Annotated in this window: 13 protein-coding genes and 2 rRNA genes; 10 read left to right on the top strand and 5 right to left on the bottom strand. The window is 69.4% G+C overall.

What is annotated here, in order from left to right:
• The first annotated feature begins 350 nt into the window (after positions 1-350).
• The 3 genes from IW249_RS08345 to IW249_RS08335 all read left to right on the top strand — a co-directional run bounded on the left by IW249_RS08345 (position 351) and on the right by IW249_RS08335 (position 4,167).
• Positions 351-3,460: ribosomal RNA gene (locus tag IW249_RS08345) — 23S ribosomal RNA — on the top strand.
• Between the two features lie 85 nt (positions 3,461-3,545).
• Positions 3,546-3,662 (top strand): 5S ribosomal RNA (gene rrf / locus IW249_RS08340).
• Positions 3,663-3,900: 238 nt separating this feature from the next.
• Complete coding sequence (locus tag IW249_RS08335) at positions 3,901-4,167, top strand: hypothetical protein (RefSeq protein ID WP_196920211.1); 267 nt, start codon at positions 3,901-3,903, stop codon at positions 4,165-4,167.
• A gap of 59 nt (positions 4,168-4,226) precedes the next feature.
• Here IW249_RS08335 and IW249_RS08330 read toward each other — a convergent pair whose 3' ends face one another.
• Positions 4,227-6,047 (bottom strand): VanW family protein, encoded by a 1,821-nt coding sequence (locus tag IW249_RS08330; protein ID WP_196920210.1) that lies wholly within the window; start codon positions 6,045-6,047, stop codon positions 4,227-4,229.
• Between the two features lie 181 nt (positions 6,048-6,228).
• Here IW249_RS08330 and nudC point away from each other — a divergent pair, with 181 nt between their 5' ends.
• Positions 6,229-7,146, top strand: a complete 918-nt coding sequence (gene nudC, locus IW249_RS08325; protein ID WP_196920209.1) for an NAD(+) diphosphatase — start codon at positions 6,229-6,231, stop codon at positions 7,144-7,146.
• On the opposite strand, the gene IW249_RS08320 is transcribed toward nudC, so the two are convergent.
• Both IW249_RS08320 and IW249_RS08315 read right to left on the bottom strand, forming a co-directional pair.
• Positions 7,143-8,384 carry a polysaccharide biosynthesis protein gene (locus IW249_RS08320; RefSeq protein WP_372432945.1) on the bottom strand — a complete coding sequence of 414 codons (1,242 nt, stop codon included), beginning with the start codon at positions 8,382-8,384 and terminating at the stop codon, positions 7,143-7,145. The two genes, nudC and IW249_RS08320, sit on opposite strands and share 4 nt — an antisense overlap.
• A complete protein-coding gene (locus IW249_RS08315; RefSeq protein WP_196920208.1) occupies positions 8,381-12,760 on the bottom strand; it encodes an alpha-(1->3)-arabinofuranosyltransferase in 4,380 nt (1,459 codons plus the stop codon). The genes IW249_RS08320 and IW249_RS08315 overlap by 4 nt, the downstream gene beginning before the upstream one ends.
• 167 nt (positions 12,761-12,927) lie before the next feature.
• Between IW249_RS08315 and IW249_RS08310 the strand changes: the two genes are divergently transcribed.
• From IW249_RS08310 to IW249_RS08300, 3 genes are read left to right on the top strand one after another with little or no spacing between them, the layout of a single operon-like run.
• Positions 12,928-14,805 (top strand): hypothetical protein, encoded by a 1,878-nt coding sequence (locus IW249_RS08310; RefSeq protein ID WP_372433032.1) that lies wholly within the window; start codon positions 12,928-12,930, stop codon positions 14,803-14,805.
• 21 nt (positions 14,806-14,826) lie between these two features.
• On the top strand, positions 14,827-16,551 hold the full coding sequence (locus IW249_RS08305) for an MmpA family trehalose lipid delivery protein (protein WP_372433031.1): 1,725 nt from the start codon (positions 14,827-14,829) through the stop codon (positions 16,549-16,551).
• A 35-nt stretch (positions 16,552-16,586) separates the two neighbouring features.
• The gene (locus tag IW249_RS08300; RefSeq protein WP_196920206.1) at positions 16,587-16,781 is read left to right on the top strand and encodes a hypothetical protein; all 195 of its coding nucleotides are present in this window, start codon (positions 16,587-16,589) and stop codon (positions 16,779-16,781) included.
• On the opposite strand, the gene IW249_RS08295 is transcribed toward IW249_RS08300, so the two are convergent.
• Both IW249_RS08295 and IW249_RS08290 read right to left on the bottom strand, forming a co-directional pair.
• On the bottom strand, positions 16,766-17,944 hold the full coding sequence (locus tag IW249_RS08295) for a glycosyltransferase family 4 protein (protein ID WP_196924691.1): 1,179 nt from the start codon (positions 17,942-17,944) through the stop codon (positions 16,766-16,768). The two genes, IW249_RS08300 and IW249_RS08295, sit on opposite strands and share 16 nt — an antisense overlap.
• A 109-nt stretch (positions 17,945-18,053) precedes the next feature.
• Positions 18,054-19,319, bottom strand: coding sequence for an acyltransferase family protein (locus tag IW249_RS08290; RefSeq protein ID WP_196920205.1), 1,266 nt, complete (start codon positions 19,317-19,319; stop codon positions 18,054-18,056).
• Positions 19,320-19,430: 111 nt separating this feature from the next.
• Here IW249_RS08290 and pgfA point away from each other — a divergent pair, with 111 nt between their 5' ends.
• The 3 genes from pgfA to IW249_RS08275 all read left to right on the top strand — a co-directional run bounded on the left by pgfA (position 19,431) and on the right by IW249_RS08275 (position 23,132).
• A complete protein-coding gene (gene pgfA / locus IW249_RS08285; protein WP_196920204.1) occupies positions 19,431-20,627 on the top strand; it encodes a cell envelope lipid trafficking protein PgfA in 1,197 nt (398 codons plus the stop codon).
• A gap of 394 nt (positions 20,628-21,021) precedes the next feature.
• A complete protein-coding gene (locus IW249_RS08280) occupies positions 21,022-21,645 on the top strand; it encodes a DUF6230 family protein (RefSeq protein ID WP_196920203.1) in 624 nt (207 codons plus the stop codon).
• 86 nt (positions 21,646-21,731) lie between these two features.
• A complete protein-coding gene (locus tag IW249_RS08275; protein ID WP_196920202.1) occupies positions 21,732-23,132 on the top strand; it encodes a DUF6114 domain-containing protein in 1,401 nt (466 codons plus the stop codon).
• Positions 23,133-23,164 lie beyond the last annotated feature (32 nt).

The following is a 23,164-nucleotide window of genomic DNA, read 5'->3' as shown; positions in this document are numbered from 1 at the left end:
GCCTACGAATGTTGGGTCGGGGTGCTCAGATGGCGGAGACACTGGCAAGTTTTGCCCTGGCAACGGCCGGCGGCGCCTAGTACAGCCACCCTTCGGGGATGGTGGGAATGGTTGCTTCTGGTGCGGCTGGGGGGAGATGTAGGCACCCTGTTGGGTCCTGAAGGAACAACCCGTGTGGTTGTTGTTTCAGAGACGTGGCCGGCCTCCTGTGTGGGGGCTGGCAGTCTGCCAGGCATGGCCTGGCCCCACATACCGCTGGTCCTGAGAGGGGCTGGGTTTTGGTGTGGGGCGGATCGGGTTGTGGGTTGGTCGTTTGTTGAGAATTGCACAGTGGACGCGAGCATCTTTGTGGTCAAGTTGTCAAGGGCGAACGGTGAATGCCTTGGCACCAGGAGCCGATGAAGGACGTGGGAGGCCGCGATAGGCCTGGGGGAGCTGTCAACCAAGCTGTGATCCCAGGGTGTCCGAATGGGGAAACCTGGCACCAGTCATGTGGTGTCACCCACACCTGAACACATAGGGTGTGTGGAGGGAACGCGGGGAAGTGAAACATCTCAGTACCCGTAGGAAGAGAAAACAATTTAGTGATTCCGTGAGTAGTGGCGAGCGAAAGCGGATCGAGGCTAAACCGGCTGCGTGTGATACCTGTCAGGGGTTGCGTGGTCGGGGTTGTGGGACCCCGCTGAACAAGCTGACACTTGTTCGAGGAGTTACAAAGTCAGTGGCTAGTCGAACAGTCTGGAATGGCTGACCGTAGACGGTGAGAGTCCGGTAGGTGAAAGTTGCTGACCTTCTGTGGGTGTTCCCGAGTAGCGGCGGACCCCTGAAATCTGCCGTGAATCTGCCAGGACCACCTGGTAAGCCTAAATACTTCCTGGTGACCGATAGCGGACAAGTACCGTGAGGGAATGGTGAAAAGTACCCCGGGAGGGGAGTGAAATAGTACCTGAAACCGTTCGCCTACAATCCGTCGGAGCCTTGCGGGGTGACGGCGTGCCTTTTGAAGAATGAGCCTGCGAGTTAGTGGCATGTGGCGAGGTTAACCCGTGTGGGGGAGCCGTAGCGAAAGCGAGTCTGAATAGGGCGATTCAGTCGCGTGTCCTAGACCCGAAGCGGAGTGATCTAGCCATGGGCAGGCTGAAGCGCGGGTAAGACCGCGTGGAGGGCCGAACCCACCAATGTTGAAAAATTGGGGGATGACCTGTGGTTAGGGGTGAAAGGCCAATCAAACTCCGTGATAGCTGGTTCTCCCCGAAATGCATTTAGGTGCAGCGTCGCGTGTTTCTTGCCGGAGGTAGAGCACTGGATGGTCTAGGGGGCCCACAAGCTTACCGAAATCAGCCAAACTCCGAATGCCGGTAAGTGAGAGCGCGGCAGTGAGACTGCGGGGGATAAGCTTCGTAGTCGAGAGGGAAACAGCCCAGATCACCAGCTAAGGCCCCTAAGCGTGTGCTAAGTGGAAAAGGATGTGGGGTCGCATAGACAACCAGGAGGTTGGCTTAGAAGCAGCCACCCTTTAAAGAGTGCGTAATAGCTCACTGGTCAAGTGGTTCCGCGCCGACAATGTAGCGGGGCTCAAGCACACCGCCGAAGCTGTGGCATTCACATTTTATCCTCGCTTGGACTTGATTCCTTGTGCAGGTGTGTGGATGGGTAGGGGAGCGTCGTGCCGCGAGTGAAGCAGCGGGGTGACCCAGTTGTGGACGCGGCACGAGTGAGAATGCAGGCATGAGTAGCGAAAGAAGGGTGAGAAACCCTTCCGCCGGATGACCAAGGGTTCCAGGGCCAGGCTAATCCGCCCTGGGTGAGTCGGGACCTAAGGCGAGGCCGAGAGGCGTAGTCGATGGACAACGGGTTGATATTCCCGTACCCGCGAAAGAGCGTCCCTGATGAACCTCGTTGTGCTAACCATCCGAACTTGGTGAGGTCTTCGGACTGAGTTGAGGGAGCGTGGGAACCTGATGGGTAGTAGTCAAGCGATGGGGTGACGCAGGAAGGTAGCTGAGCCCGGCCGGTGGTTGTGCCGGGGTAAGCGTGTAGGCCGTGTTGTAGGCAAATCCGCAACACATGAAGGCTGAGACGTGATGCCGAGCCGATTCAGGTGAAGTCAGTGATCCTATGCTGCCGAGAAAAGCCTCTAGCGAGTTCTTAGCGGCCCGTACCCCAAACCGACACAGGTGGTCAGGTAGAGAATACCGAGGCGATCGGGCGAACTGTGGTTAAGGAACTCGGCAAATTGCCCCCGTAACTTAGGGAGAAGGGGGGCCGGAGACGTGAAGCCCCGCGCGGGTGGAGCGTTGTATGGCCGCAGAGAGCAGGGGGAAGCGACTGTTTACTAAAAACACAGGTCCATGCGAAGAAGTAATTCGATGTATATGGACTGACGCCTGCCCGGTGCTGGAACGTTAAGGGGACCTGTTAGCTCTTCGGGGCGAAGCGGAGAACTTAAGCGCCAGTAAACGGCGGTGGTAACTATAACCATCCTAAGGTAGCGAAATTCCTTGTCGGGTAAGTTCCGACCTGCACGAATGGCGTAACGACTTCCCCACTGTCTCAACCACAGGCCCGGCGAAATTGCAGTACGAGTAAAGATGCTCGTTACGCGCGGCAGGACGGAAAGACCCCGGGACCTTTACTATAGCTTGACATTGGTACTCGAATTAGCTTGTGTAGGATAGGTGGGAGCCGGTGAAGTCCATACGCCAGTATGGGTGGAGGCAATCTTGAAATACCACTCTGGTTGATTTGGGTATCTAACTTCGGACCGTTATCCGGTTCAGGGACAGTGTCTGGTGGGTAGTTTAACTGGGGCGGTTGCCTCCTAAAAGGTAACGGAGGCGCCCAAAGGTTCCCTCAGCCTGGTTGGCAATCAGGTGTTGAGTGCAAGTACACAAGGGAGCTTGACTGTGAGACTGACAGGTCGAGCAGGGACGAAAGTCGGGACTAGTGATCCGGCACTTGCGAGTGGAAGCGGTGTCGCTCAACGGATAAAAGGTACCCCGGGGATAACAGGCTGATCTTCCCCAAGAGTCCATATCGACGGGATGGTTTGGCACCTCGATGTCGGCTCGTCGCATCCTGGGGCTGTAGCAGGTCCCAAGGGTTGGGCTGTTCGCCCATTAAAGCGGTACGCGAGCTGGGTTTAGAACGTCGTGAGACAGTTCGGTCCCTATCCGCCGTGCGCGTAGGATACTTGAGAAGGGCTGTCCCTAGTACGAGAGGACCGGGACGGACGAACCTCTGGTGTGCCAGTTGTCCTGCCAAGGGCACGGCTGGTTAGCTACGTTCGGAAGGGATAACCGCTGAAAGCATCTAAGCGGGAAGCCTGCTTCAAGATGAGGTATCCCACCCACCTTGGTGGGGTAAGGCCCCCAGCTAGACGACTGGGTTGATAGGCCGGAAATGTAAGCCCGGTAACGGGTTCAGTTGACCGGTACTAATAGGCCGAGGACTTGACTACTAAGCTGCTACGCGTCCACTGTGCAACTCTGAACAAGCGAACACCCGTGTTTGTGTGCCGGGGTTGTTTGATATGTTCATAGAGTTACGGCGGTCATGGCGGAGGGGAAACGCCCGGTTACATTCCGAACCCGGAAGCTAAGCCCTCCAGCGCCGATGGTACTGCACTCGTGAGGGTGTGGGAGAGTAGGACGCCGCCGGACAATCTTCCAGAAAAGGCCACCCCAATGGGGTGGCCTTTTCTGCGTCTACCCCCGGCTTGAGCCCGAGCCCATCAAGGTCATGCTCGAACCAGGACGTAGTGGCCTCACCGACTCGTTGACACCACTACAACCAGGATGTTGCGCGATCATGCGGCCCGCGGTCCGGCTGGGCGGACGGTGTGGGCAGCAGCTGGTGCGGGGGCGGCCTGGGACTGGACCCCGGGCCTAGGCTCGGGCTGTGGATGAGGTCCTGATCTTTCTGGTGTTCGCGGGCTGTTTGGCGGCAGTCCTGGGCGCCCTCTGGTGGCTCGCCTCCCGGGTCCGTCGTCGCGGCATCGGCGGCGAGGTCATGGGCCCGTTCGAGGAGATGTGGCACCCTGCGGCACACCGCTTCCGGGCCGAGATCCGGGTGCAGGAGACTCGCACGGTGCCGATGCCACCGCAGGGCGGCAAGCGCAACGGACACAACGGCAACGCCGCAGCGCTGACCCCAGACCTGGGCTGACCCCAGAGCAGAGCAGGATCACCCAGGAGCCGGAGTCGACCAACAGAACGATTCGGAACTCAGGACGTCTTCGGCCCGCAGACGTAACGGGGTTCCGCGTCGTAGCGCCAGGTGAACTTCTCCCGCTTGACCACCGCGCCGCCCTTCTTGATGACCCGGAAGGCGTCCTGGGTGAAACCGTTGATGCCGTTGGTCTCGATGCACGACGGGCCGGGAGCCAGGTGGATCTGCTTCGGCGTCGTGATGTTGCGTCGCGGCCCGTACTCCGTCTTCACGCTGTCGTAGATCTTCGTGCTCCAGATCGACACGGTGATCGTGCTGGACGTGTACGACGTGTCGATGAGCACGCCGTAGTCGGTGTTGTTGCGGAACTTGAAGTCCAGACTCGGCCAGAAGATGGTCGACTCGATGACCGCCGGGTACCTGTCGAACCAGTACGAGTGCGGCTTGTGCTCGACGTCCTCCAGACCGGCGTAATAGGTCGCGTTGAACAGCGTGGTGGTGAACTGCGAGGTGCCGCCGCCGACGCCCGGCACCAGTTTGCCGTCGAGGATGACCGGCGCGTCCCGGTAGCCCTGGGCGTAGCCACGCTCGCCGGTGTGCCCGTTGAGCGAGAACGTCTTCCCCGGCAGCACGACAGTGCCGTCCACCTTCCTCGCGATGGTGGCGATGTTCTGGCTGCGCGACGAGGCCATGCCGCCGGTGAACCGGGTCGTGAAGGTCGACACCCGCTCCTTGATGCCCAGGCCGGCGAGCTTCTCCCCGGTCAGCTGCGGCGGGGTCGGCTTCAACTCGCCTGTCACCTCGCGGCCGTCCGCCTTCGGTAGCACGGCCAGCAGGTCTCGACTGAGGGCCGCCGTGTCCAGCTGCTGCCCGGCCCGCCCCTCCTTGGCGGTGGGCCGGCCACCGGAAATCGTCATCGTGGCGTCCTTCGGCGGAACCTCGATGGCGGTCAGCTTGTCGCCGAGCGCCGCGCGCAGCCGCTTGACGTCCACCGACGGGGTGAGCTTGCCGGTCTTGTCGGCGCCGAACCGGAGGCTCTTCGCGATGGCGGCGGGTGGGATCGTCAACTGGCCCTTGTTGGTGCGCAGGGTGACCGGTGCGGCGACCGCCGGCTTTGCCAGCTCGCTGACCATCCGGTCCAACTCCTCCGCGGTGGTCGCCGGGTGGGTCTCCACCAGGGGCACGGTGACCGGGGCGCCGGCCAACCAGCCGGCACGGACCACCTCGGCGGAGCGCTGCGGGTTCAGAGCCAGCCCGGGCTTGGGCTGTACGACCTTCGGCGTGGTGCCCTTGTAGGTGATCGCCGGCATCGTCATGCCCTGGGCCTGGTCGCCGAGCACCTTGCGGAGCGCGTCGTCCAACCGGCCCTCGTCGACGGTCACCACTGGCTCGACGGTGCGGGAGCCGACCAACCGGCTGACCGGGTGCGCGTCCGCCTCAGCCGCTGCCGCGACGGTCGCCGGCACGTCGACGGCCAGCCCCACGTCGGCCGGGTTGATCTCGGCGGTACGCCCGTCGACGGTGACCTTCAGCGGCGTGGCGAGCGTTGCCGCACGTCGGTCCAGCTCCGCCCGCAACTCCCGGTCGGCGTCCGCGCGGCTCCGGCCGCCCAGCTCGGTGCCGAGCACGCTGGTGCCACGGGGGACGTCACCGGCGTACGCCCAGGCACCGGCGCCCGCCACGGCGGCGAGGACGCCACCAGTGATGCCGGCGGCGAGCAGTATCCGCACCCGACGCGGGCGGCGCGGGCCGCCGCTCAGCTCGCCGGGAGCGGCTGTGGTGACCGGCTCAGATCCGTCGTCCGGCCAGGTGACCGCGGTGACCTGCACTGTGGGCCGGTCGTCGGCGGGTGGACTGTTTTCGCCGTACAGCGTCACTGCAACCTCGATCGCCAGGGTGCCGCGGGAGGTCCTCCCTCCCGGAGGCACCTACGGTAACGAATGCCCGGCCGTCCTCGTCGGCTGCGCCCACCAGGCGCAGCTACCGCGTGTCGTTCGGCGTGTCGCACGGTGCGGGGGCGGTGCCGACGGCCGACCACCGACGTGGCACGGTGACCGGGTGGACACTGCGGAGCGGGTGTTGGCGTACGGGGGCGGATCGCTGGACCGGGCGGGACCGTTGCGCACCGATCCGACACGGTTGGACGCCCTGCTCACCGAGTCGACCACGGTGCTGCTGCCGATGTGGCGGGACCGTTGTCTCGTCGACGGCCACGGGCCGGTTCGACTCGGCGCGGAGCGCGCGGCGCTGGTCCGGTCCGCCGCCGGCGAGACAGTCTTCCTGGGGCTCGACGGGAGGGTCGCCGTGTTCGCCGCGGACCTCTCCGCGCTCCCCGAGCGGTCCGCCGTCGAGATGGCCGGTGCGGTGCGGTCCGTCGACGTGCGGGCACTGGTCGGGCGGCTCGAACCCGGCGACGCTGCCGTCCAGGCGTACGCCAGGGGTTTGTTGCACTGGCACCGGCAGCAGCGATTCTGCGGGACGTGCGGCGCGCCGGCCGTCGCGGACGGCGGCGGGCACCTGCGGACCTGCACCGGGGCTGAGTGCGGACGTCTGCTGTTTCCCCGGATCGAGCCGGCCATCATCGTGTTGGTCGAGGCACCCGGTCGGTCGGGGCGCTGTCTGCTGGCCCGGCACGCGGGCGCGGCCGAGGACGCGTACTCGACGCTGGCCGGCTTCGTCGAGATCGGCGAGAGCCTGGAGGACGCGGTCCGTCGGGAGATGGGCGAGGAGGCGGGCGTGACGGTCACCGACGTGACCTACCAGGGATCGCAGGCGTGGCCGTTCCCCGCCGGCCTGATGGTGGGCTTCCGGGCCACCGCCACCTCCGACGAGGTACGTGTCGACGGCGAGGAGTTGCTGGAGGCGCGCTGGTTCACCCGGGCGGAGCTGCGGGACCGGGTGGCCTCGGGTCGTCCGCTCGGTCGGGTGGACTCGATCGACCACCGCCTCCTGACGGAATGGCTCGCGGAGGGCTAGTCGGGCTCAGCCGCCGGTGCCCGAGCGGGGTGACGGGCCGCCACCGCCATCATCGCGGTGGTGACCATCGCCGTGCCCAGGGCCGCGAGGAGAAGACCGCTGACGGTGTGGGGTCGGAGGATCGCGGTGCCGGCCACCAGGCCGGCCACGCCCACCCACAGCGGTGCCGCCGCCCACCGTGCGCCGGCCGCGAGACGGTCGTTGAGCAGTACGAACGTGACCGCGTAGAGCGCACCGACCGCCGCGAAGAGGGGCGCGTAGCGGCCGAGGTGGTCGTAGTCGGGCCCACCGGCGAGGCGGAAGGCGAGCCCTCCGGCGAGCGTCGAGGCGAGGACCAGCACCACGCCACACCCGCCCGTCACCGCGAGCGCAACCGTTCGGCTGCGCCGGTCGCCGCGGGCCAGCTTCGGTAGGGCGAGGACGGCGGCGACCTGCGGCGCCCAGAGCGCGCCCTTGCTGAGGACGGTGCCGACCGAGTACGCCCCGGAATCCGACGGGGACAGCAGTTGCCGGGCCAGCAGCAGGTCGGCGTAGGACACGACGAGCATCGCCAGCGTCGCACCGCAGCCGGCAACGACCCGAGCGGCGCTCAGCCGTGGTGCGGTGGACGACCGTCCGGGCTCGCGGGCGAGTCGGGCCAGCACCGCCGGGGCGAGTGCGGCGGTCAACGCGCCGACCGCCAGCGCGCCGGTCGGTCCCGCGCCGAGCAGCAACCCGGCGATCACACCGCCGTAGCGGCCGGCGGCGAGCACTGTCATCCCGACGGCGAGTCGCACGAAACGCTGGCCGCCCTGCAACTCGCCGAGGGACCGGGAGGAGAGAACGATCGCCGCAGTGGTGACCGCCAGCAGCGCGGGCATCTCCACCGGAAGATGCAGGGCGGCGACCAGCAGCGGCGTCGCCGCGACGAGGGTCACGGCGCACACGGCGGCGGTGACAGCTGTGAGCCGGCGGGTGTCGGAGGGTCCGTGCCGGGCGTGGTGCACCGCCACTGCCAGTTGCAGACCGAGCCCGGGCACACCGACGATGGCCACCAGACCGAGGGCCGCGGCGAGCGCGCTGAGGTCGGCCGGGTCGAGGCGCCGGGCCGCCAGCACCGGCACCAGGTAGGCCAGGCCGTTGACGAGAACCCCGGCCAGGGTCACGCTGACCCCGGCAGCGCCGAGGCCCGTGCTCCATCCGCGTGTCAGCTCCGTCTGCGCCGTCCCCTCCCGACGGACGGTTCGTCGGCGGCTCACGTGATCTCGGAGAAGGTCGGGCGCTGCCCGTCGGCTGGCCCCGCCGCCTGGCCCGGCGTCGGCGCCTCAGCCGTGTCCGGCGGGGTCCGCTCGGCCGTCTCCGGCGTCGGTCCCGCCACGACCAGCGGAACGGCTGGGGTCCCGGGGGTTGGCGTGGCGCGGCGTACGGGCCGTCGTCGGGCGGCGGTGGAGAGCCAGAGGGCGCCCAGGGCAACGACGATCGTGAGCTGCACGAGCGCGTCGGTGTTCCGTCGTGTCGAGTCGAGGTACAGCCACCCGGCGAGCAGGACCAGCGCGCCCGGGAGCCAGGTCTCGACCGCCCGACTGATCGTCCTGGCCCGACGTGGGTCGGCTGGCCAGGGCAGGCGGCGCGGGCCGGGCACCGCCAGCATGAACCCCGCCGCGACCAGTAGACCGCCGATGAGGCCGCTTGACAGCACCAGCGCGGCGGCCCCGACAGCCAGCAGCGGCAGCGAACGGGTGACCCGGCGTCGGCCGCGCGGCACGACGGTCGCCGGGGTGCGCCCGGTGGGCTGTCGGGCGGGCAGCACCGCGAGCAGGACCACCACCGCGAGCAGGATGCCGCCGAGGAGAAGCCCCGCCCGGTACGGGGTGTCCGGGGCGAAACGCAACAGCACCTCTCCGGAGGCGCCGGCGGGAAGGATCCAGCCCTGCTGCCATCCGTCCACCACAAGTGGTTTCAGCGTCCGCCCGCCGAGGGTCGCCTGCCAGCCGGTGTTGGTGTTCTCCCGCACGGCGAGCACCCGGTCGACGGGGTGACTGGCCACCCGTACCCGTCGTTCGGTGGCCGCCCACGTTTCGATCTCGGTGGTACTGGCGGTCGCCGCGGTCGTCGAGGCCGGAGTGGATGTCCGGGGCACCAGGGCGACCCGGGTGGGCGAGGCCAGCTGGCTCGGGGTGGCGACGAGGCGGTGCTCTCCGCTGCCCAGGTCGAGCTGTCGGGGCGTTTTCCGGCCGCACAGCGTCACCGGCATCTCGCGCATCTCGAGCAGGTCGCGGAGCGTGCCGCGCAGCGAGGTGGTCACCCGGGCCGCGCCGACCTGCAGCGTCGGACCCGATCCGCAGGCCAACGACACTGGTGTGTCGAGGCTCGGCCCGACGGTGGGCGCTCCGGGTAGCACTGTCACCTCACCGACCGCGATGGGCAGCTTCTCCGGCAACCGCAGCTTGTACGGGTCGGTGCTGGTGGCGGACGGCTTGTCGAGGAACTGGATGGTGATCTCGTCGGTCCGCATCGGCGGGTCCAGGCGGAGCAGCCCGTCGTCGCCCAGCAGGCTGCTGCGGAAGCCGTCGTCGCCAACGACGCGGACGCTGCCGAGGCGTGTCGCGGCGATCTTGTCGTCGACCGAGAAGCGGAGCCCGGTGATGGTCTGCGGCTTGAGCCACTTGAGTCGCAGGATCGGTGCCTCGTCGTCGATCGCCGGCGACCAGCTGGTGGCCGGGTTTCCGTCGAGCGCCGCGCCGGCCCGGCCGGTCGGGTCGGGCACGGCCGTCGAGGAGGCGCTGATCTGCGCCGCGAGGCGCAGCGGCTGCGCGTCGGTCACCAGCTTGTCGAGGGCGTCGTCCAGGGCAGGGCCGGGCGTCGGCCCTGCCCACAGCTTGGTGTCGTACGCGGCGGCCGCCGGCAGGGTCAGCGTCCGGTCGATTGTTGACGCGTCCTCGGAGCCACGGATGGCATCGGTGGAGCAGCGGGGGTGCCCGTCGACGGAGAAGCAGGCCGGCGTGGTGGGTGCCGCCGACACGACGACGGTCGCCGGCCGGTCGGTGACCGGTGCGGCGGGAAGGACCAGGGTGCGGCTGGTCTGGATGCCCGGAATCTTGATCTCGGCGATGCCGACCGAGCCGTTTCCGAACGGGCGGAGGTCGTACGCGCCGTCGACCGAGACCCGGACCTCGCGGGTGGCGTGGACGCTGGGCAGCTCGAACACCATGTGATCGCTGAACTGTTCGACTGTGCTGCTCTCGTACCCGGCGCTGACCGTCACCGTCGTGGGCAGGGCGTCGGCCTTCAGGTCGAACCACACCTCGACCCGGGTGACAGTCGTCGGGTTGGCGAGGCCCACCTCGATCCACTGTTGGTCGCTGGGCGAGTACGGCGCGGACTGCCAGGAGGTCGCCGGGTTGCCGTCCATCGCCGCGTACGGCTGGTGCTCGGGGCGGGCGCCGCCGGGGGCGTCCACCTGCGAGCGGGAGGTGGAGGTGCGAACCGTTGTGATGCCCTCGAAGCGGGCGACCGTGGAGTGCTGTGCCCCCCACTCGGGCAGGTAGTCGTGGGCGGGGGCGGTGACCTCGAAGGTGTCGTCCGCGGTCAGCGTCTGGGAGGTGTTGTCGCGCAGTCCGCCGAACGACACGTCGCGCCTGCGCAGACCATCGGTCATCGCCACCGGCCCGGTGACCTCGGCGGTCGACGCGTCGCCGGCCAGGACGGTGGGCGCCGAGCCGAGTTGCCCCGCCGCGGCGAGGTCGAGGAGGGATTCGGGACCGCCCACCACAGTGGTCACGTCGGCCCTGTCGTAGGCGACCACAGGCTCGACGGGCCGGTCGACCCGGTAGACCTCGAGCGCCCGAACGGGCACGTCGAGCCCATGGTCACGGAACTCGTCGGGGGACGAGGGGCCGCCGCGCAGCGGGCCGAAGGCCGTGACGAGGGTCAACCCGGGTGAACGCTCCAGCGCCTGGCGGACCACAGCGGGGCGGGCCGTGTCGGAGCGGCCGTGGTCGAGGTCGGCGCGGAACAGGACGTGGCTGATCCCGGATCGGGCCAGCAGGTCCGCCAGGCCGGTCGACCCGGAGCCGGTGGCGAGCGTCGACTCGATCACGTCCAGCAGCCGGATCGTTGTCGGTGGGGTGAAGGGGATGGCGTTGCGTACCGCCCACCGGCTGTTGAGCAGCGGCTGGGTGATCTCGTCGGTGGTGTTGCCCCAGTCGTACGACGGGAAGCGCGCTCCGGGCACGACGAGCACCCGCCCGCGCCCGGTGTTCGCGTCGAGCCAGTCGGTGGCTTCGTGCCAGTAGCCGGGCACCTCCTTGACGCTGCCCGGGGTGGCGAGACCGCCCGCGAGGGCGGGCGTGGCGACCGCCGTGACGGCGACGATGGCGGCGCCGGCGGTCAGCCAGGCGCGGGCGACGGTTCGCGGACGGTGCCGCGCGGGTGCGGTGCGCGCCGCCCGGACGGCCAGCCCGATGAGGTGCGCCATGCCCAGGCACAGGGGTAGGCGGAGCAGGACGTCGAACTTGTGCACGTTGCGCAGGGGTGCGCCGACACCGTCGAGGAACTCCCGCTGTGGTCCGGCGAGGAGGTTCGGCAGGTCGCCGACGTGTCCGAGACCGACGAGCGCGACGCCGAGCACCAGACCGGTGATGAGGAACCGGCGGTGCGGCATCCCGCGTCGGGACAGCCCGAGCACACCGAGGGCGGCGACCGCCAGGGTGGCGGCGACAAGTACCGCCTCGTTGGCGAGTCGCGCCCCGGACGGGATGGTCGGTCCGAACGGGGAGGCCAGGTAGGCGACCCAGTAGGAGGCGCCACGCAGCGTGGTCGCCGCGTCGGTGACGCTCGTGGTGTTCCGAGCGGTCTCGATGTAGTCCAGGAAGGGCGGGCTGTACCGGCCGAGGACCAGCAACGGGACCAACCACCACGCGGTGGCCAGAGCCACCGCGCCACACCAGGCGGCGATGGCGGTGACCCGGCGGCGGACGGGCTGGATGGTGGCGAGCCAGAGCACTGCCAGTGGCACCACCGCGAACACGGCGGTGGCGTTGACCCCGCCGGCGCAGGCGACGGCGAGGGCTGACGCGGCGACGGCGCGTCGCAGTCGCGTGCCGGCGGCGAGACCGACGAGCGGAATGAGCACCCAGGGGGCGACGGCGCTGGGCCAGGCCTCCACCGAGGACCAGCCCAGCTGGGTGAGGATGCGCGGTGACAGCGCGAAGGCGACGCCGGCGATCATGCGCCCGGCGGGCGTTCCGATGTTGAGCCGGCCCGCCAGGCGCACGGCGCCCAGGTAGGCGACACAGAAGAGCAGTGCCCACCACAGCCGCTGCACCACCCACGGCGCGAGGCCGGCCTCCGACCCCAGCAGGAAGAACGGGCCCATCGGCCAGAGATAGCCGTACGCCTGGTTCTGTAGTTGGCCGAACGTGCCGGTGGGGTCCCACAGGTGCAGCGAGCGGAGCAGCCACCCGGCCGGGTTGACGTTCAGGTCGACCTTGGTGTCGGGGACCACCTGTCCCGGGGCCTGCTGGAAGGCGAGGGCGGTGAGCGCGATGCAGATGACCAGGTGCCGGAACCGCCGGGCCGTGTGCCGGCTCCGGCTGGACCCCGGAGCGGCACCACTGGCCACCTCTGCACGCATTTCGGCTCCTGTCTTCACCGGCCGGACGCGCACCTGCAGCCGACGACTGTCGCGCGACGTTATCCGGACCGGGCACGGGCGGGCGACCAGGGGCGCTGCGGTGGCGTTATCGGGAGAACGGCCGTCCCCACGGCGTGTAAGCGTGTGGCAGGCTGCCGACCATGTCAATGCCAGAAGCTGAGGCCGAGACGCATCCGGAACGCGTCGCGTCCGATGGCGACGGGCCCGGGCCGATCGGCCGATGGCTGCGCGCCGACCCCGTTCGCGCCGTGGCGATCGCCCTCATCGCCGTGTCCGTAGCCTGGCGTGCCGGCCTCGCCACCCGTGGCTGGTTCTCGCAGGACGAGTTCGTCATCGCCGCGCAGGTTCTCGACACCGGGCTGGACGCGGACTACCTGCTGCGTACGTTCAACAACCACCTCATGCCCGGCGGCCTGTTGGTGGCGTGGGCGATGGTGCGGGCGGCCGGCTTCGCCACCTGGCCGTGGGTGTTGCTGCTGGCCGTTGGTCAGGCGGCGACCGGGATCGCCCTCTATCGGCTGCTGCGCGATCTGCTCCGGCCCGGTTGGGGCCTGCTCATTCCGCTGTGCCTGTTCGTGTTCAGCCCGCTGACGCTCGAGGTCTCGTCGCTGTGGTTGGTCGGGCTGCTCGTGCTGCCGATGCAGTTGGCCCTGGTCATGGCGGTGGCGGCCCAGGTCCGGTACGTGCGGACCGGTCGCCTGCGGCACCTCGTGGCGGTCGCGCTCTGGCTGGTGTTCGGCCTGCTCTTCGACACCAAGTCCCTGCTGATCGTGCCGCTGCTGTTCCTGCTGACCGTCTTCCTCTTCACCTCCGCTGGAGTGTGGCGCAGTCTCGCGACGGCGATCCGCCGGCACTGGCCGGCCTGGCTGATGCTCAGCGCGCTGTCGGGGGGATACCTGGCGTTCTACCTGTCTCGTCCCTCCGGTGAGCTGAGGGATCCGACCTCGGTCGGTCCGGTCCTCAACTTCCTCGGTGACCTGGTCGGCGAGACCATGGTGCCGGGTCTGCTCGGAGGACCGTGGCGCTGGACCTACGCCGGTGACGGTCCCCCGCTCGTCGACCCGTACGACATCGCCAAATGGTTGTCCTGGGCGGTGCTGGCGACGCTGGTAGTGGTCACCGTCCGGCGGCGTCCGTCGGCCGGGCGGGCCTGGCTGCTGCTCGCCTCCTACCTGGGGCTGGTCGCCGCGCTCTTCGCCGTCACCCGGCTGGGCGGACCGCTCGGCCCACTGGTCGGCGTCGTCCCCCGGTACGTCGCCGACGTGGTGCTGGTCGCCGCGATCTGCGTCGGTGCGGCCCTGCTGGGGATCAAGGACACCGACGAGGACGAGGTGTCGGCGTGGCCGGTGCCGACGGTCCTGCGGGAGCCGGGCGCCTTCGCGGTCGGCCTGGTCTCGATGATCGTCGTCCTGGCGACCATCGGCGTGGGCACCCTGTGGAGCACTGCCCGTTTCGGGGACAACTGGAGCACCAAGTACGGGCGGGACTATCTCGCGACGACTCAGACGGAGCTCGCCACCGCGCCGCCGGGGACCGTCTTCTTCGACACCGCCGTCCCGGACCGGGTCGTCGCCGGGTACTTCTGGCCGGACAATCTCCAGTCGCACTTCTTCCGCCCAGCCGAGCGTCGCCCCACCTTCGTGACGGAGGCCGCGCGACCGTCGACGTTCGACGATCTCGGCCGGATCCGCCCGGTCGTGGTCCAGGGGCGGAAGATCGTGCCCGGCCCGGTGGACGGCTGCGGGCACCTGGCGGAGGGCGGTCGACCCACGCGGATCCCGCTGGACGGGTACCTGGTGGAGTGGCCGTACGTGGTGCACTTCGGCTACCTCAGCTCGGGTGACTCGACAGCGCTCTTCCGGCTCGGGGACGCCACCCGCGAGATCACCCTGCGGCGCGGGCTGAACGACCTCTTCTTCCTGTTGGAGGGTGCGGGGGACGCCGTCGAGGTCACCGTGCGGACGCCCGGGGTCGGGGTGTGCACCGAACTGATCACCGTCGGCCGGGCGGTGCCGGCGTCGTGAATGGTTGACCCGACCGACGGCGTGGGGGCCGCACCGGTTCGGCGGGGGCGGGACACGCTCCCGCTGTACGCGGTCGCGGCGGCGGTCACGGTGCTGGTTCTGGCCCCGCTGGCCGCGCCCGGCTACGCGTTGCTGTACGACATGGTGTTCGTACCCCGGCAGCCGTTGACCTGGGATCTCGTCGCCCCGGCGCAGAGCCTGCCCCGGGCGGTGCCGATGGACGCGGTGGTCTCGCTGGTCACCCAGCTCGTGCCGGGCTGGGTGGTGCAGCGGCTGGCGCTCGCCGGGGCGGTCTTCCTCGCGGCGGTCGGCGCCGGCCGGTTGGTGCCGACCGACCGGCGTGTGGTCCGGCTGTTCGCCGCTGTGGCGTACGCGTGGACGCCGTACCTCGCCGAGCGCTTGCTGATCGGGCAGTGGGGGCTGCTGCTCGCGTACGCCGCGTTGCCGTGGCTGGTGCGGGCGGGGCTGGACCTGCGGGCGGGGCGCACCGGCGCGCTCGCCCGGGTGGTGCTCGCCGCCGCTCCCGCCGCCATCACGCCGACCGGTGGGTTGATCGCGCTGGGCACGGTGCTGGTGCTGACGTCGGACCGGATGCGCGCGCCCCGGTCGCTGCTGGTGTCGCAGCGGATGCATCCGCTGCGGTCCCGGCAGGCGTTGGCCGCGGTCGGGGTGCTCAACGCCCCCTGGGTGGTCGCGGCCCTGGTCACCGGTGCCGGGGGTTCCTCGGACCCGGCGGGGGTGGCGGCGTTCGCGGCGCGGTCGGAGAACTGGGCCGGCCCGCTGGTGGCGTTGGCCGGCACCGGCGGCATCTGGAGCGCGCAGGCCACCCCCGCGAGCCGCGCCACGCCACTGGTGCCGGTGGCGACAGTGGTGCTGCTGATCCTGGCCGGTGTCGGTGCGGGGCTGCTGCGGCGGCGGCTGCCCCCGGGTGGGGCGCCGCGGCTGGCCGTGCTCGCCGGGGCCGGTTGTCTGCTCGCCGCGCTCGGGGTGCTCCCCGGTGGGGATGCCGCGCTGCGCTGGGCGGTGGTGAACCTGCCGGGCGCGGGGTTGCTGCGAGATGGCCAGAAGTTCCTGGCCCCGTACGCCCTGCTGCTGGTGGTGTGTGCGGCGTTGGGGGCCGAGCGGCTGGTGGCCCGGGTCGACCGGGAGGTGGCCGGGGTGATCCTGGTCGGGCTGCTGTTCCTGCCGGTGGCGGTCCTGCCGGACCTCGCCTTCGGCGGTGCCGGTCGGCTGCGTCCGGTGAGCTATCCGGCGGAGTGGCAGCGGGTGGCCGAGTACATCGACGAGGAGCCGGGGGAGATCCTCGCGTTGCCGCTGAGCGCCTACCGCGCGTACCCGTGGAACCCCGGCCGGGTGGTCCTGGACCCGGCGCCCCGCTACCTGCCGGGGACGGTCCTGACCGACGACACGCTCCGGGTCGGCGACGTCGCCGTGGCCGGCGAGAATCCGCGCGTCCGCGAGATGCGCCGGGCGTTGGCCGAGGGTCGGCCGGTCTGGACCACCGGTGTGCGCTGGGTCCTGGTGCAGCACGAGGTCTCCGGGGAGGTGGACTCTCAGGTGCTCGGTGGCCTGGTGCGCGTCCACGACGGACCGTCCCTGACGCTGTACCGCAATCCGGCGACGGTGCGCGAATCGAGCCCGTCCGGGCCGGCCCGACTGGCCGTGGTGGCGGCGCTCAGCGCTGCCCTTCTGGTGGTCATCGCTGCCGCCGTTTCGGCACTACACCGGCGAGCTACCGCGTGGTAACGTCCGCTCGCACGTCTCGCCATTGGAGGATTGGCATGCGTAGAGCTCTGACCCTGGTCGTGTCTGGCCTGGTGGCGGCGTTGCTGGGGATCCTGGCTCTCGGCGGGATCTCGGCCGCCGCGACCGCCACCGACGAGGAGGCCGCAAAGGAGGCCAAGCTCGTCTCGGAGGCGGCCAAGCGGGCCGGAAAGAAAGACCCGTACGCCCCCGCGGTTTACGGCGACAGGTAGGACGGCTCGCCCCGCTGCTGCACTGGGCGGGGCGACTCCACACCCTTGAGGATCGCCTCGAAGCGCCCACCCGCGGCCTGCCACGTGAAGCTGGCCGCGTGCTCCCGGGCCTGGGCGCCCATCTCCCGCCGCAGCTCATCCCGGTGCAGGAGCGTGCGCACCTTCGTCAGGTAGTCGTCGATGTCGTCGGCCAGCAGGCCCGTACGCCCGTCGACGACCGCTTCGGCGACTCCGCCCGCTCCCCGGAACGCAACAGTCGGGGTGCCCGCCGAACCCGCCTCCACGATGGTGAGCCCCCAGCCCTCCTTGAGCGACGGGGTCAGGGCCACCCAGGCCGAGGCGAGCAGGGCGGCCTTCTCCTCCTCGGTCACGAAGCCCCGGAAGTCCACCCGCTCGGTGATGTCCAGTTCTGCGGCGAGTTCACGCAGGTGCGACTCCCACCAGCCCTGACCGGCGACGACCAGACGTAGTTGCGGCAGTTCGTCGGAGAGGGCAGCGACGGCCCGCAGCGCCACCTCCACCCGCTTGTGCGGCACCAGCCGGTTCAGCGTCACGAGCAGCGGGAACGTCGCCCGCTCGACGTCGGTGTGCGGCAGCGTCGGGGTGCCGTTGTGCACCACTGAGACCTGCTCCGGCGGCACGCCGAGCTGGGCCAACTCTCGGCGGGTGGCCTCGGAGACGGTGACGTACCGGCACCGCTGGTAGAGGCGTACGGCGAGCGACGACTCGATCCACCAGCCGAACCGGGCCGCCCACTGGGGAAGCACCACCGGCCACTGCTCGCGGTGCACATGGTGGATCAGCTTGACCACCGGGCGTCGGGCCCACAGCGGGGCGAGGAACGGCAACCCGTTGCAGACGTCGACCAGGACATCGGGCCGGCCGCCCCGGCGGGCCGCCAGCGGGCCGATACCCAGCGCACCCGCGACGTAACAGAGCGCTGCCCACAGGTAGACGGTGTGTCGGCCGCCGCGCCGCACCACCCGTACGCCCGCCTCGTTGACCTCGTCGGCGGGGGCCTGACCGTGGGCGGCGCAGAAGAGGGTGGCGCGGAAACCGCGCGCCACCAACTCGGCGGCGATCCGCTCGACGTACACCTCTGAACCGCCACCTTCGGGGTTGCGGGTGTCTCGCCAGTTGAGGAACAACACGTGTCCGGGCATGCCGAAGCGACGCTCCACGCGAACCCTACTCTCAAGTAATTTAGCGACCCGCGTCACATTAGGGGCTGGTGTGCCGGCCGGCAATGCCCCGATGGGCCAGCGCTGGGCGCTACCCGCCGACCGTGGGCACAGGCGTGCCAGCCGCGACGGTCGGCGGTGTGGTGGCCGGTGCGGCCACGTCGGTGGCGGAGGTCCCGGATGCCTGCCCACGTCCGGTCGATCGGCGGCGACCCTGCGACCCGAGCAGTTGCAGGGGCCGCTCGACGCCGTAGTAGCTGACCGCGGCGTACACCAGACCGAAGGCCATGGTGAGGGCGAAGGTGTTGAGCAGCCCGCCGGTGAAGAGCGGTCGGTCGTCGACCAGGTAGATGAGTTCGATGACCATGGGGTGCCACAGGAACAGCCCGTACGAGACCGCGCCGAGCCATCGAGCGGACGAGCTGCCGAAGACCTCCTTGGCCCGGCTCGGCCCGCCGAAGGCCACCGGGATCAGGATCAGCGCCGCGATCGCCAGGTACAGGGCGAGCTTGACGCCGAACTCGGCGGCCGTCGGCTCGGCGAGGTCGCGGGGGCCGGCGATGGGCGTCGTCGCGATCGCCATCAGGCCGACAGCGGCGGCCCAGCAGGTGACCGGCGCCGAGGCCAGGTCGTCCAGGATCCGGAAGGACGCGGGCGCGGTCCCGGTGCGCAGGGCGACGTGCGCCGCCGCCAGTGCCATGCCGGCACCGAACCAGGCGGCGTACGAGGGGAACCACATGGTGTGCAGGGCCCTGTCGAGCTGGCCGAGCCCCATCAGGGTGAGCCACCCGGCGGTCAGCAGCGCACTCCCGCTGACGATCACGATGGTCCGGACAGGACGCCAGGACCGGCCGACGGCGAGCGCGGCGATCAGCGGCAGGAGCAGGTAGAACACGACCTCGGTGGCGAGACTCCAGGTCTGGCTGAGCCCGGCGCGCAACTGCCCCGGTTGATAGATCTGGGTGAAGGTGAGGTGGCGGATCCAGTCGGCCACGGACGCCTGCCCGTTCTGCGGCAGGACGATCAGGCAGACCGCGATCGCCAACCAGTAGGCGGGCAGGATGCGCAGGGCTCGCCGCCACAGGTAGCGCTTGGCGCGGGGTCGGGCCCGGCCGGTCGCCGCGTTCAGCGCCCACGGCCGGAACAGCAGAAACCCGGACAGTACGAAGAAGATGGCGACGCCGACGTCCAGCCGAGCCAGCCAGCCGCCCCAGGTGGTGTTCATGGTGACGGCGGTCTGGAACCCGACGTGGTGACCGACGACCGCCACCGCGCCGATTGCTCGCAGCGCGTCGAGGGCGGGGAGTCGGCCGGTTACCGAAGGCTCCGAAACTGTTGGCGCGGCGGCTGTGGACATCTGGACATCCAGGGGGTCGCTTTGAAGGTGACCGGGGAGTAACCTCCCGCCATGTTAAGGATCGGGTGCCCCGGACAACAGGTCGTAGGGCGGCAGGTTACAGGAGGATGAGTGAAGCTTCGCGTGGGCGCCGCGCTCTTCGGGCTTGGCGTCTTATTGCTGGTCTTCGCGGCCGGGCTGCCGTTTTATGTGGCCCCCGCCGTGACCAAGCTCCCCTACGATCTTGAGCCAACGACGTCCGTCGCCGAGGCGAAGAACGCCAGGTTCCTGAAGATCACGGCAACCGGGAGCTCGGTGAGCATCGAGGTTCCGCAAGGCGATCTGGTGTCCAATGTCGAGGTCATTCCACAGCCCGACGACACCAAGGATCGGCTGCCCAAGGACCTCAAGGGCGACGCGGTGATCTGGGACGTCTACCAGACGGTCCGGCGCGTCGACAACCAGGACGTGGTCAGCCAGTACAGCACCGAACTCGCTCTCTACCGGATCTCCGGCGCGGCCGCCTCGTGGAAGGAGCAGTGGCTCAACGAGACCGGGGCGGACGGGACTCCGGTCGGCAACGTGAAGTACTCCGGCCAGATCTACAAGTTCCCGTTCGGCACCGACAAGCGCGACTACCAGGTCTTCGACCGTGACCTGAAGCGGGCCGTCCCGGCCAAGTTCGTCGGCACCGAGAAGATCAAGGGCATCGAGGCGTACCGCTTCGAGCAGCGGATCGAGAACGAGGTGCTGGCCACCCCGGAGAGCAGCATCCAGACGCTGGTCGGCAAGTTCGCGCCCGGCGCCACCAGCGGCCAGATCGTCTACAGCAACATCCGGACGCTCTGGGTCGACCCGGTCACCGGCTCCTACGTGAACGTGCGGGAGCAGCAGCACAAGGAGTTGCGCCCCAACACCGGCACCCCCACGGTGCTGTTGGACGCGGACTTCAACTACACCGACGACACGGTGAGCCGCAGTGTCGAGACGGTCAAGGACAACCGCTTCAAGATCGGCCTGATCAGTTTCTGGGGTCCGATCGTCGCCGGTGTCCTCGGTCTGCTCGCTGTCGTCTTCGGGGTGTGGCTGGTGACCCGACCCGAGGGCGGGTCTGCCCGGCACCGCGCCGAGCCGGCGGTCGCCGACCCGACGCCCACCCGGGTGGACCAGGAGCCGGTCCGCGACACGGATACCGTCGAGCAGCCCAGGCCGCAGCCGGTCGGCGGGCCACTGACCGACGAGATCCCGCCGGCTTCGACGAACTGGAAGTCGGAGGACCCGACGGTGCCGACCCAGCGTCCGGCTCCGGGCGAGGTGGAGCAGCGCTGACGCGCGTACGACCGGATGTGTGATCGAGGGGCGGGCCGCGATGCGGCCCGCCCCTCGATCATGTGGCAACCTGCGCCACCTGCGTGCTTTACATTTGTTACTTGATTGTAATTAGTCAATGTAGCGTCACTCTGCGCTGCTTATCCGCAGCGATCTGCCTGCCTTGTGGTCATTTCGGACGGTCATGACGGTGAATGCGTTGACGATCCGTGATGCCGCGCTTTCGTCTGGTCGCTCGACTGTTATCGCCCGGTAATCAGGGGGTTGTGACCTGCGCCGCAACGGGTGCACCATCAAGCCCGATGGTTACCAGCCGGTAACAGATCGCGGGCTCCCAGTGCGGGCCGCCCGTAACGGACCGGCCACTCGCGCGCACCGACCCGAGGAGGAACCCGTGCAGGATCGGTTGGACAGTCAGGGTCGTACCCGATGGTGGCGTTTCGCCGCCATGATGGTGCCCGCCACGGCGGCTGCCGGCGCCATCCTCTTCGGAATGTCGACCGGCGCTATCGCCTCCGACATCACCGTCTCCGGGCAGACGTTCAAGATCGGCGCCGACCGCCTGGAGGGCGACGGCTTCAAGCAGTACGGCGGCATCGTCCGCGAGAAGGGCAAGGACGGCAAGTCCGGCCAGGTCCACCCGATCGCGCTCTCCGAGATCAGCAGCGCCGAGCTCTACAGCCTCTGCCAGTCCGTCCGCGCCGACCTGCCGGGCCTGCCGGTGGTCCTCACCATCAACGCCGGCGAAGGCAAGGAACCCGCCCGCGCCAAGGACCTGCTGATCGCGATGGACTCGTTGAACGGCAACGCGACCTTCACCAACATCAAGATCGGTCGGGACGCCACCGACCTGAACCCGAGCGCGCAGTCCGGCTCGTTCGGCCAGAACTCCGACCACGTCACCATCACCAACCTGCAACAGGTGTCCCGCTACACCACGGCGGCCACGTTCAACCTGGTCGGCCTCCGGCTCAAGGTCAACGTGGGTGACGACGCCAAGGGCAAGGAGTGCTTCTGAACTGAGCCACGGCCCGCGGTGGTCAGCGCCGCGGGACGGGCCCATGCCCCCGCTCGGTTTCGTCCCCGCTCGGCCAGGAGGAGTACGTGACAACCGCGAACCCGTCCCACGCCCGGCCCAGTGGTCCGGCTCAGGCGTGGCGGCTCTTCCGCCGCTGGCAGCGCAGCCGGCCGTTCTGGGGCGGACTGCTCATCGCCCTGGCCGGGCTGGAGATGTTCGCCTCCACCCGGATGACCCTCAACGGTCTCAGCTTCCACAGTGGCGCGACCGGCCTGCTCTCGCTGCTGATTCCGATCATCCTCGTGACCTGTGGCCTGCTGCTCTGGTTCACCCCGGCGCAGCGGCTGTTCTACTCGGTCGTCGCGGCGGTCACCGCTGTCTACTCGCTGATCGGGCTCAACCTCGGCGGCTTCTTCGTCGGTCTGCTGCTCGGCATCGTCGGCAGCGCGCTCGCCTTCGCCTGGACGCCGATCCACCCCACCCCACCCAGCCCACGACAGGCCGAGATCGAGCAGGCCGATACCGGGCAGGCCGATACCGGACAGGCCGAGACTGCCGGGGCGTCCGACGAGGGTGCGCCGCCCGGGTGGCCGGGACGTTCCGCCGACCCGCGAGCCTTCGCCATCGCTCTCGTGGTCCTCGGGCTGGCGGCCGTCGGCCTGGCCAGCCAGCCCCGAGCGGTGCAGGCCGCACCGAGCCGACCGACTTCGACCGGCTGTCCCACCCCACCCCGGGCCGTCACCCCGTCGCCCAGCCGCAGCGCGGCCACGCCGACGCCCACCCCGAGCCCGGCGCGGGGCGGCAACGTGATCACCGACATCCTGGACGGAATCGGCGATCTGCTCGGCGTCGGCGGCCAGGAGGACCCCGCGCCCTCGGTGTCCCCCACGGCCACCCCGACAGCCCGGCCGACCAGCACGGCGACGCCCCGCCCCGGCCCCGGCGACTGCCCGTCCCAGCCACCGGGCAAGCCGGCCCCGGGCAAGCCCGGCACGCCGGCACCCGGCAAGCCGGGAACGGTGCAGCCGGGCAAGCTCCTGCCGCGGATCGCCGCCGATCCGGCCCTGCCGACGGTGGCCCGGACGCCGTCGAAGCTCACCGGATCGTCGGTGCGGATGACCGGGCTGCGGTTCGACGGGGTCACGGACCTGCACACCGTGGCGGGCGACCTCAAGGTGCTGAAGTTCAGCATGCGGGAGGCGGTGACCAGCGACTTCCTGCTGCGGGCCGACGGCCCCGCAGGGCGCAACCAGCGATACGCGACCAACCAGCTGACCGTCCGGGGAGACGTGGCCTTCTACGCGACCCGGTTCGTCGGCCGGCTGCTCGGCATCAAGATCACGCTGACTCCGGACCTGCCGCTACCGGACGGCCTTCCGGTCACCTCGCCCATCCCGATCACGTTCACCGACCCCGCCATCGACCTGGCGTACGTCACCAGCGACACGCTGACCGCCCGCCCGGGACTGGCACTCACCCTCGGCTGAGCGCGCAACCGCGCGAGCGGCCTCGACTCGGG

Source organism: Micromonospora vinacea, assembly GCF_015751785.1.
In the GTDB taxonomy this organism is placed as follows: domain Bacteria; phylum Actinomycetota; class Actinomycetes; order Mycobacteriales; family Micromonosporaceae; genus Micromonospora; species Micromonospora vinacea.
The sequence above is the reverse complement of the archived record's forward strand: the minus strand, read 5'-3'. Positions and strand labels throughout refer to the sequence as shown.

Bases quoted from the DNA above. Each gene is read 5' to 3' on its own strand.
- IW249_RS08315 (WP_196920208.1), bottom strand. From the start codon at position 12,760: ATGCGTGCAGAGGTGGCCAGTGGTGCCGCTCCGGGGTCCAGCCGGAGC.
- IW249_RS08310 (WP_372433032.1), top strand. From the start codon at position 12,928: ATGCCAGAAGCTGAGGCCGAGACGCATCCGGAACGCGTCGCGTCCGAT.
- IW249_RS08300 (WP_196920206.1), top strand. From the start codon at position 16,587: ATGCGTAGAGCTCTGACCCTGGTCGTGTCTGGCCTGGTGGCGGCGTTG.
- IW249_RS08295 (WP_196924691.1), bottom strand. From the start codon at position 17,944: ATGCCCGGACACGTGTTGTTCCTCAACTGGCGAGACACCCGCAACCCC.
- IW249_RS08290 (WP_196920205.1), bottom strand. From the start codon at position 19,319: ATGTCCACAGCCGCCGCGCCAACAGTTTCGGAGCCTTCGGTAACCGGC.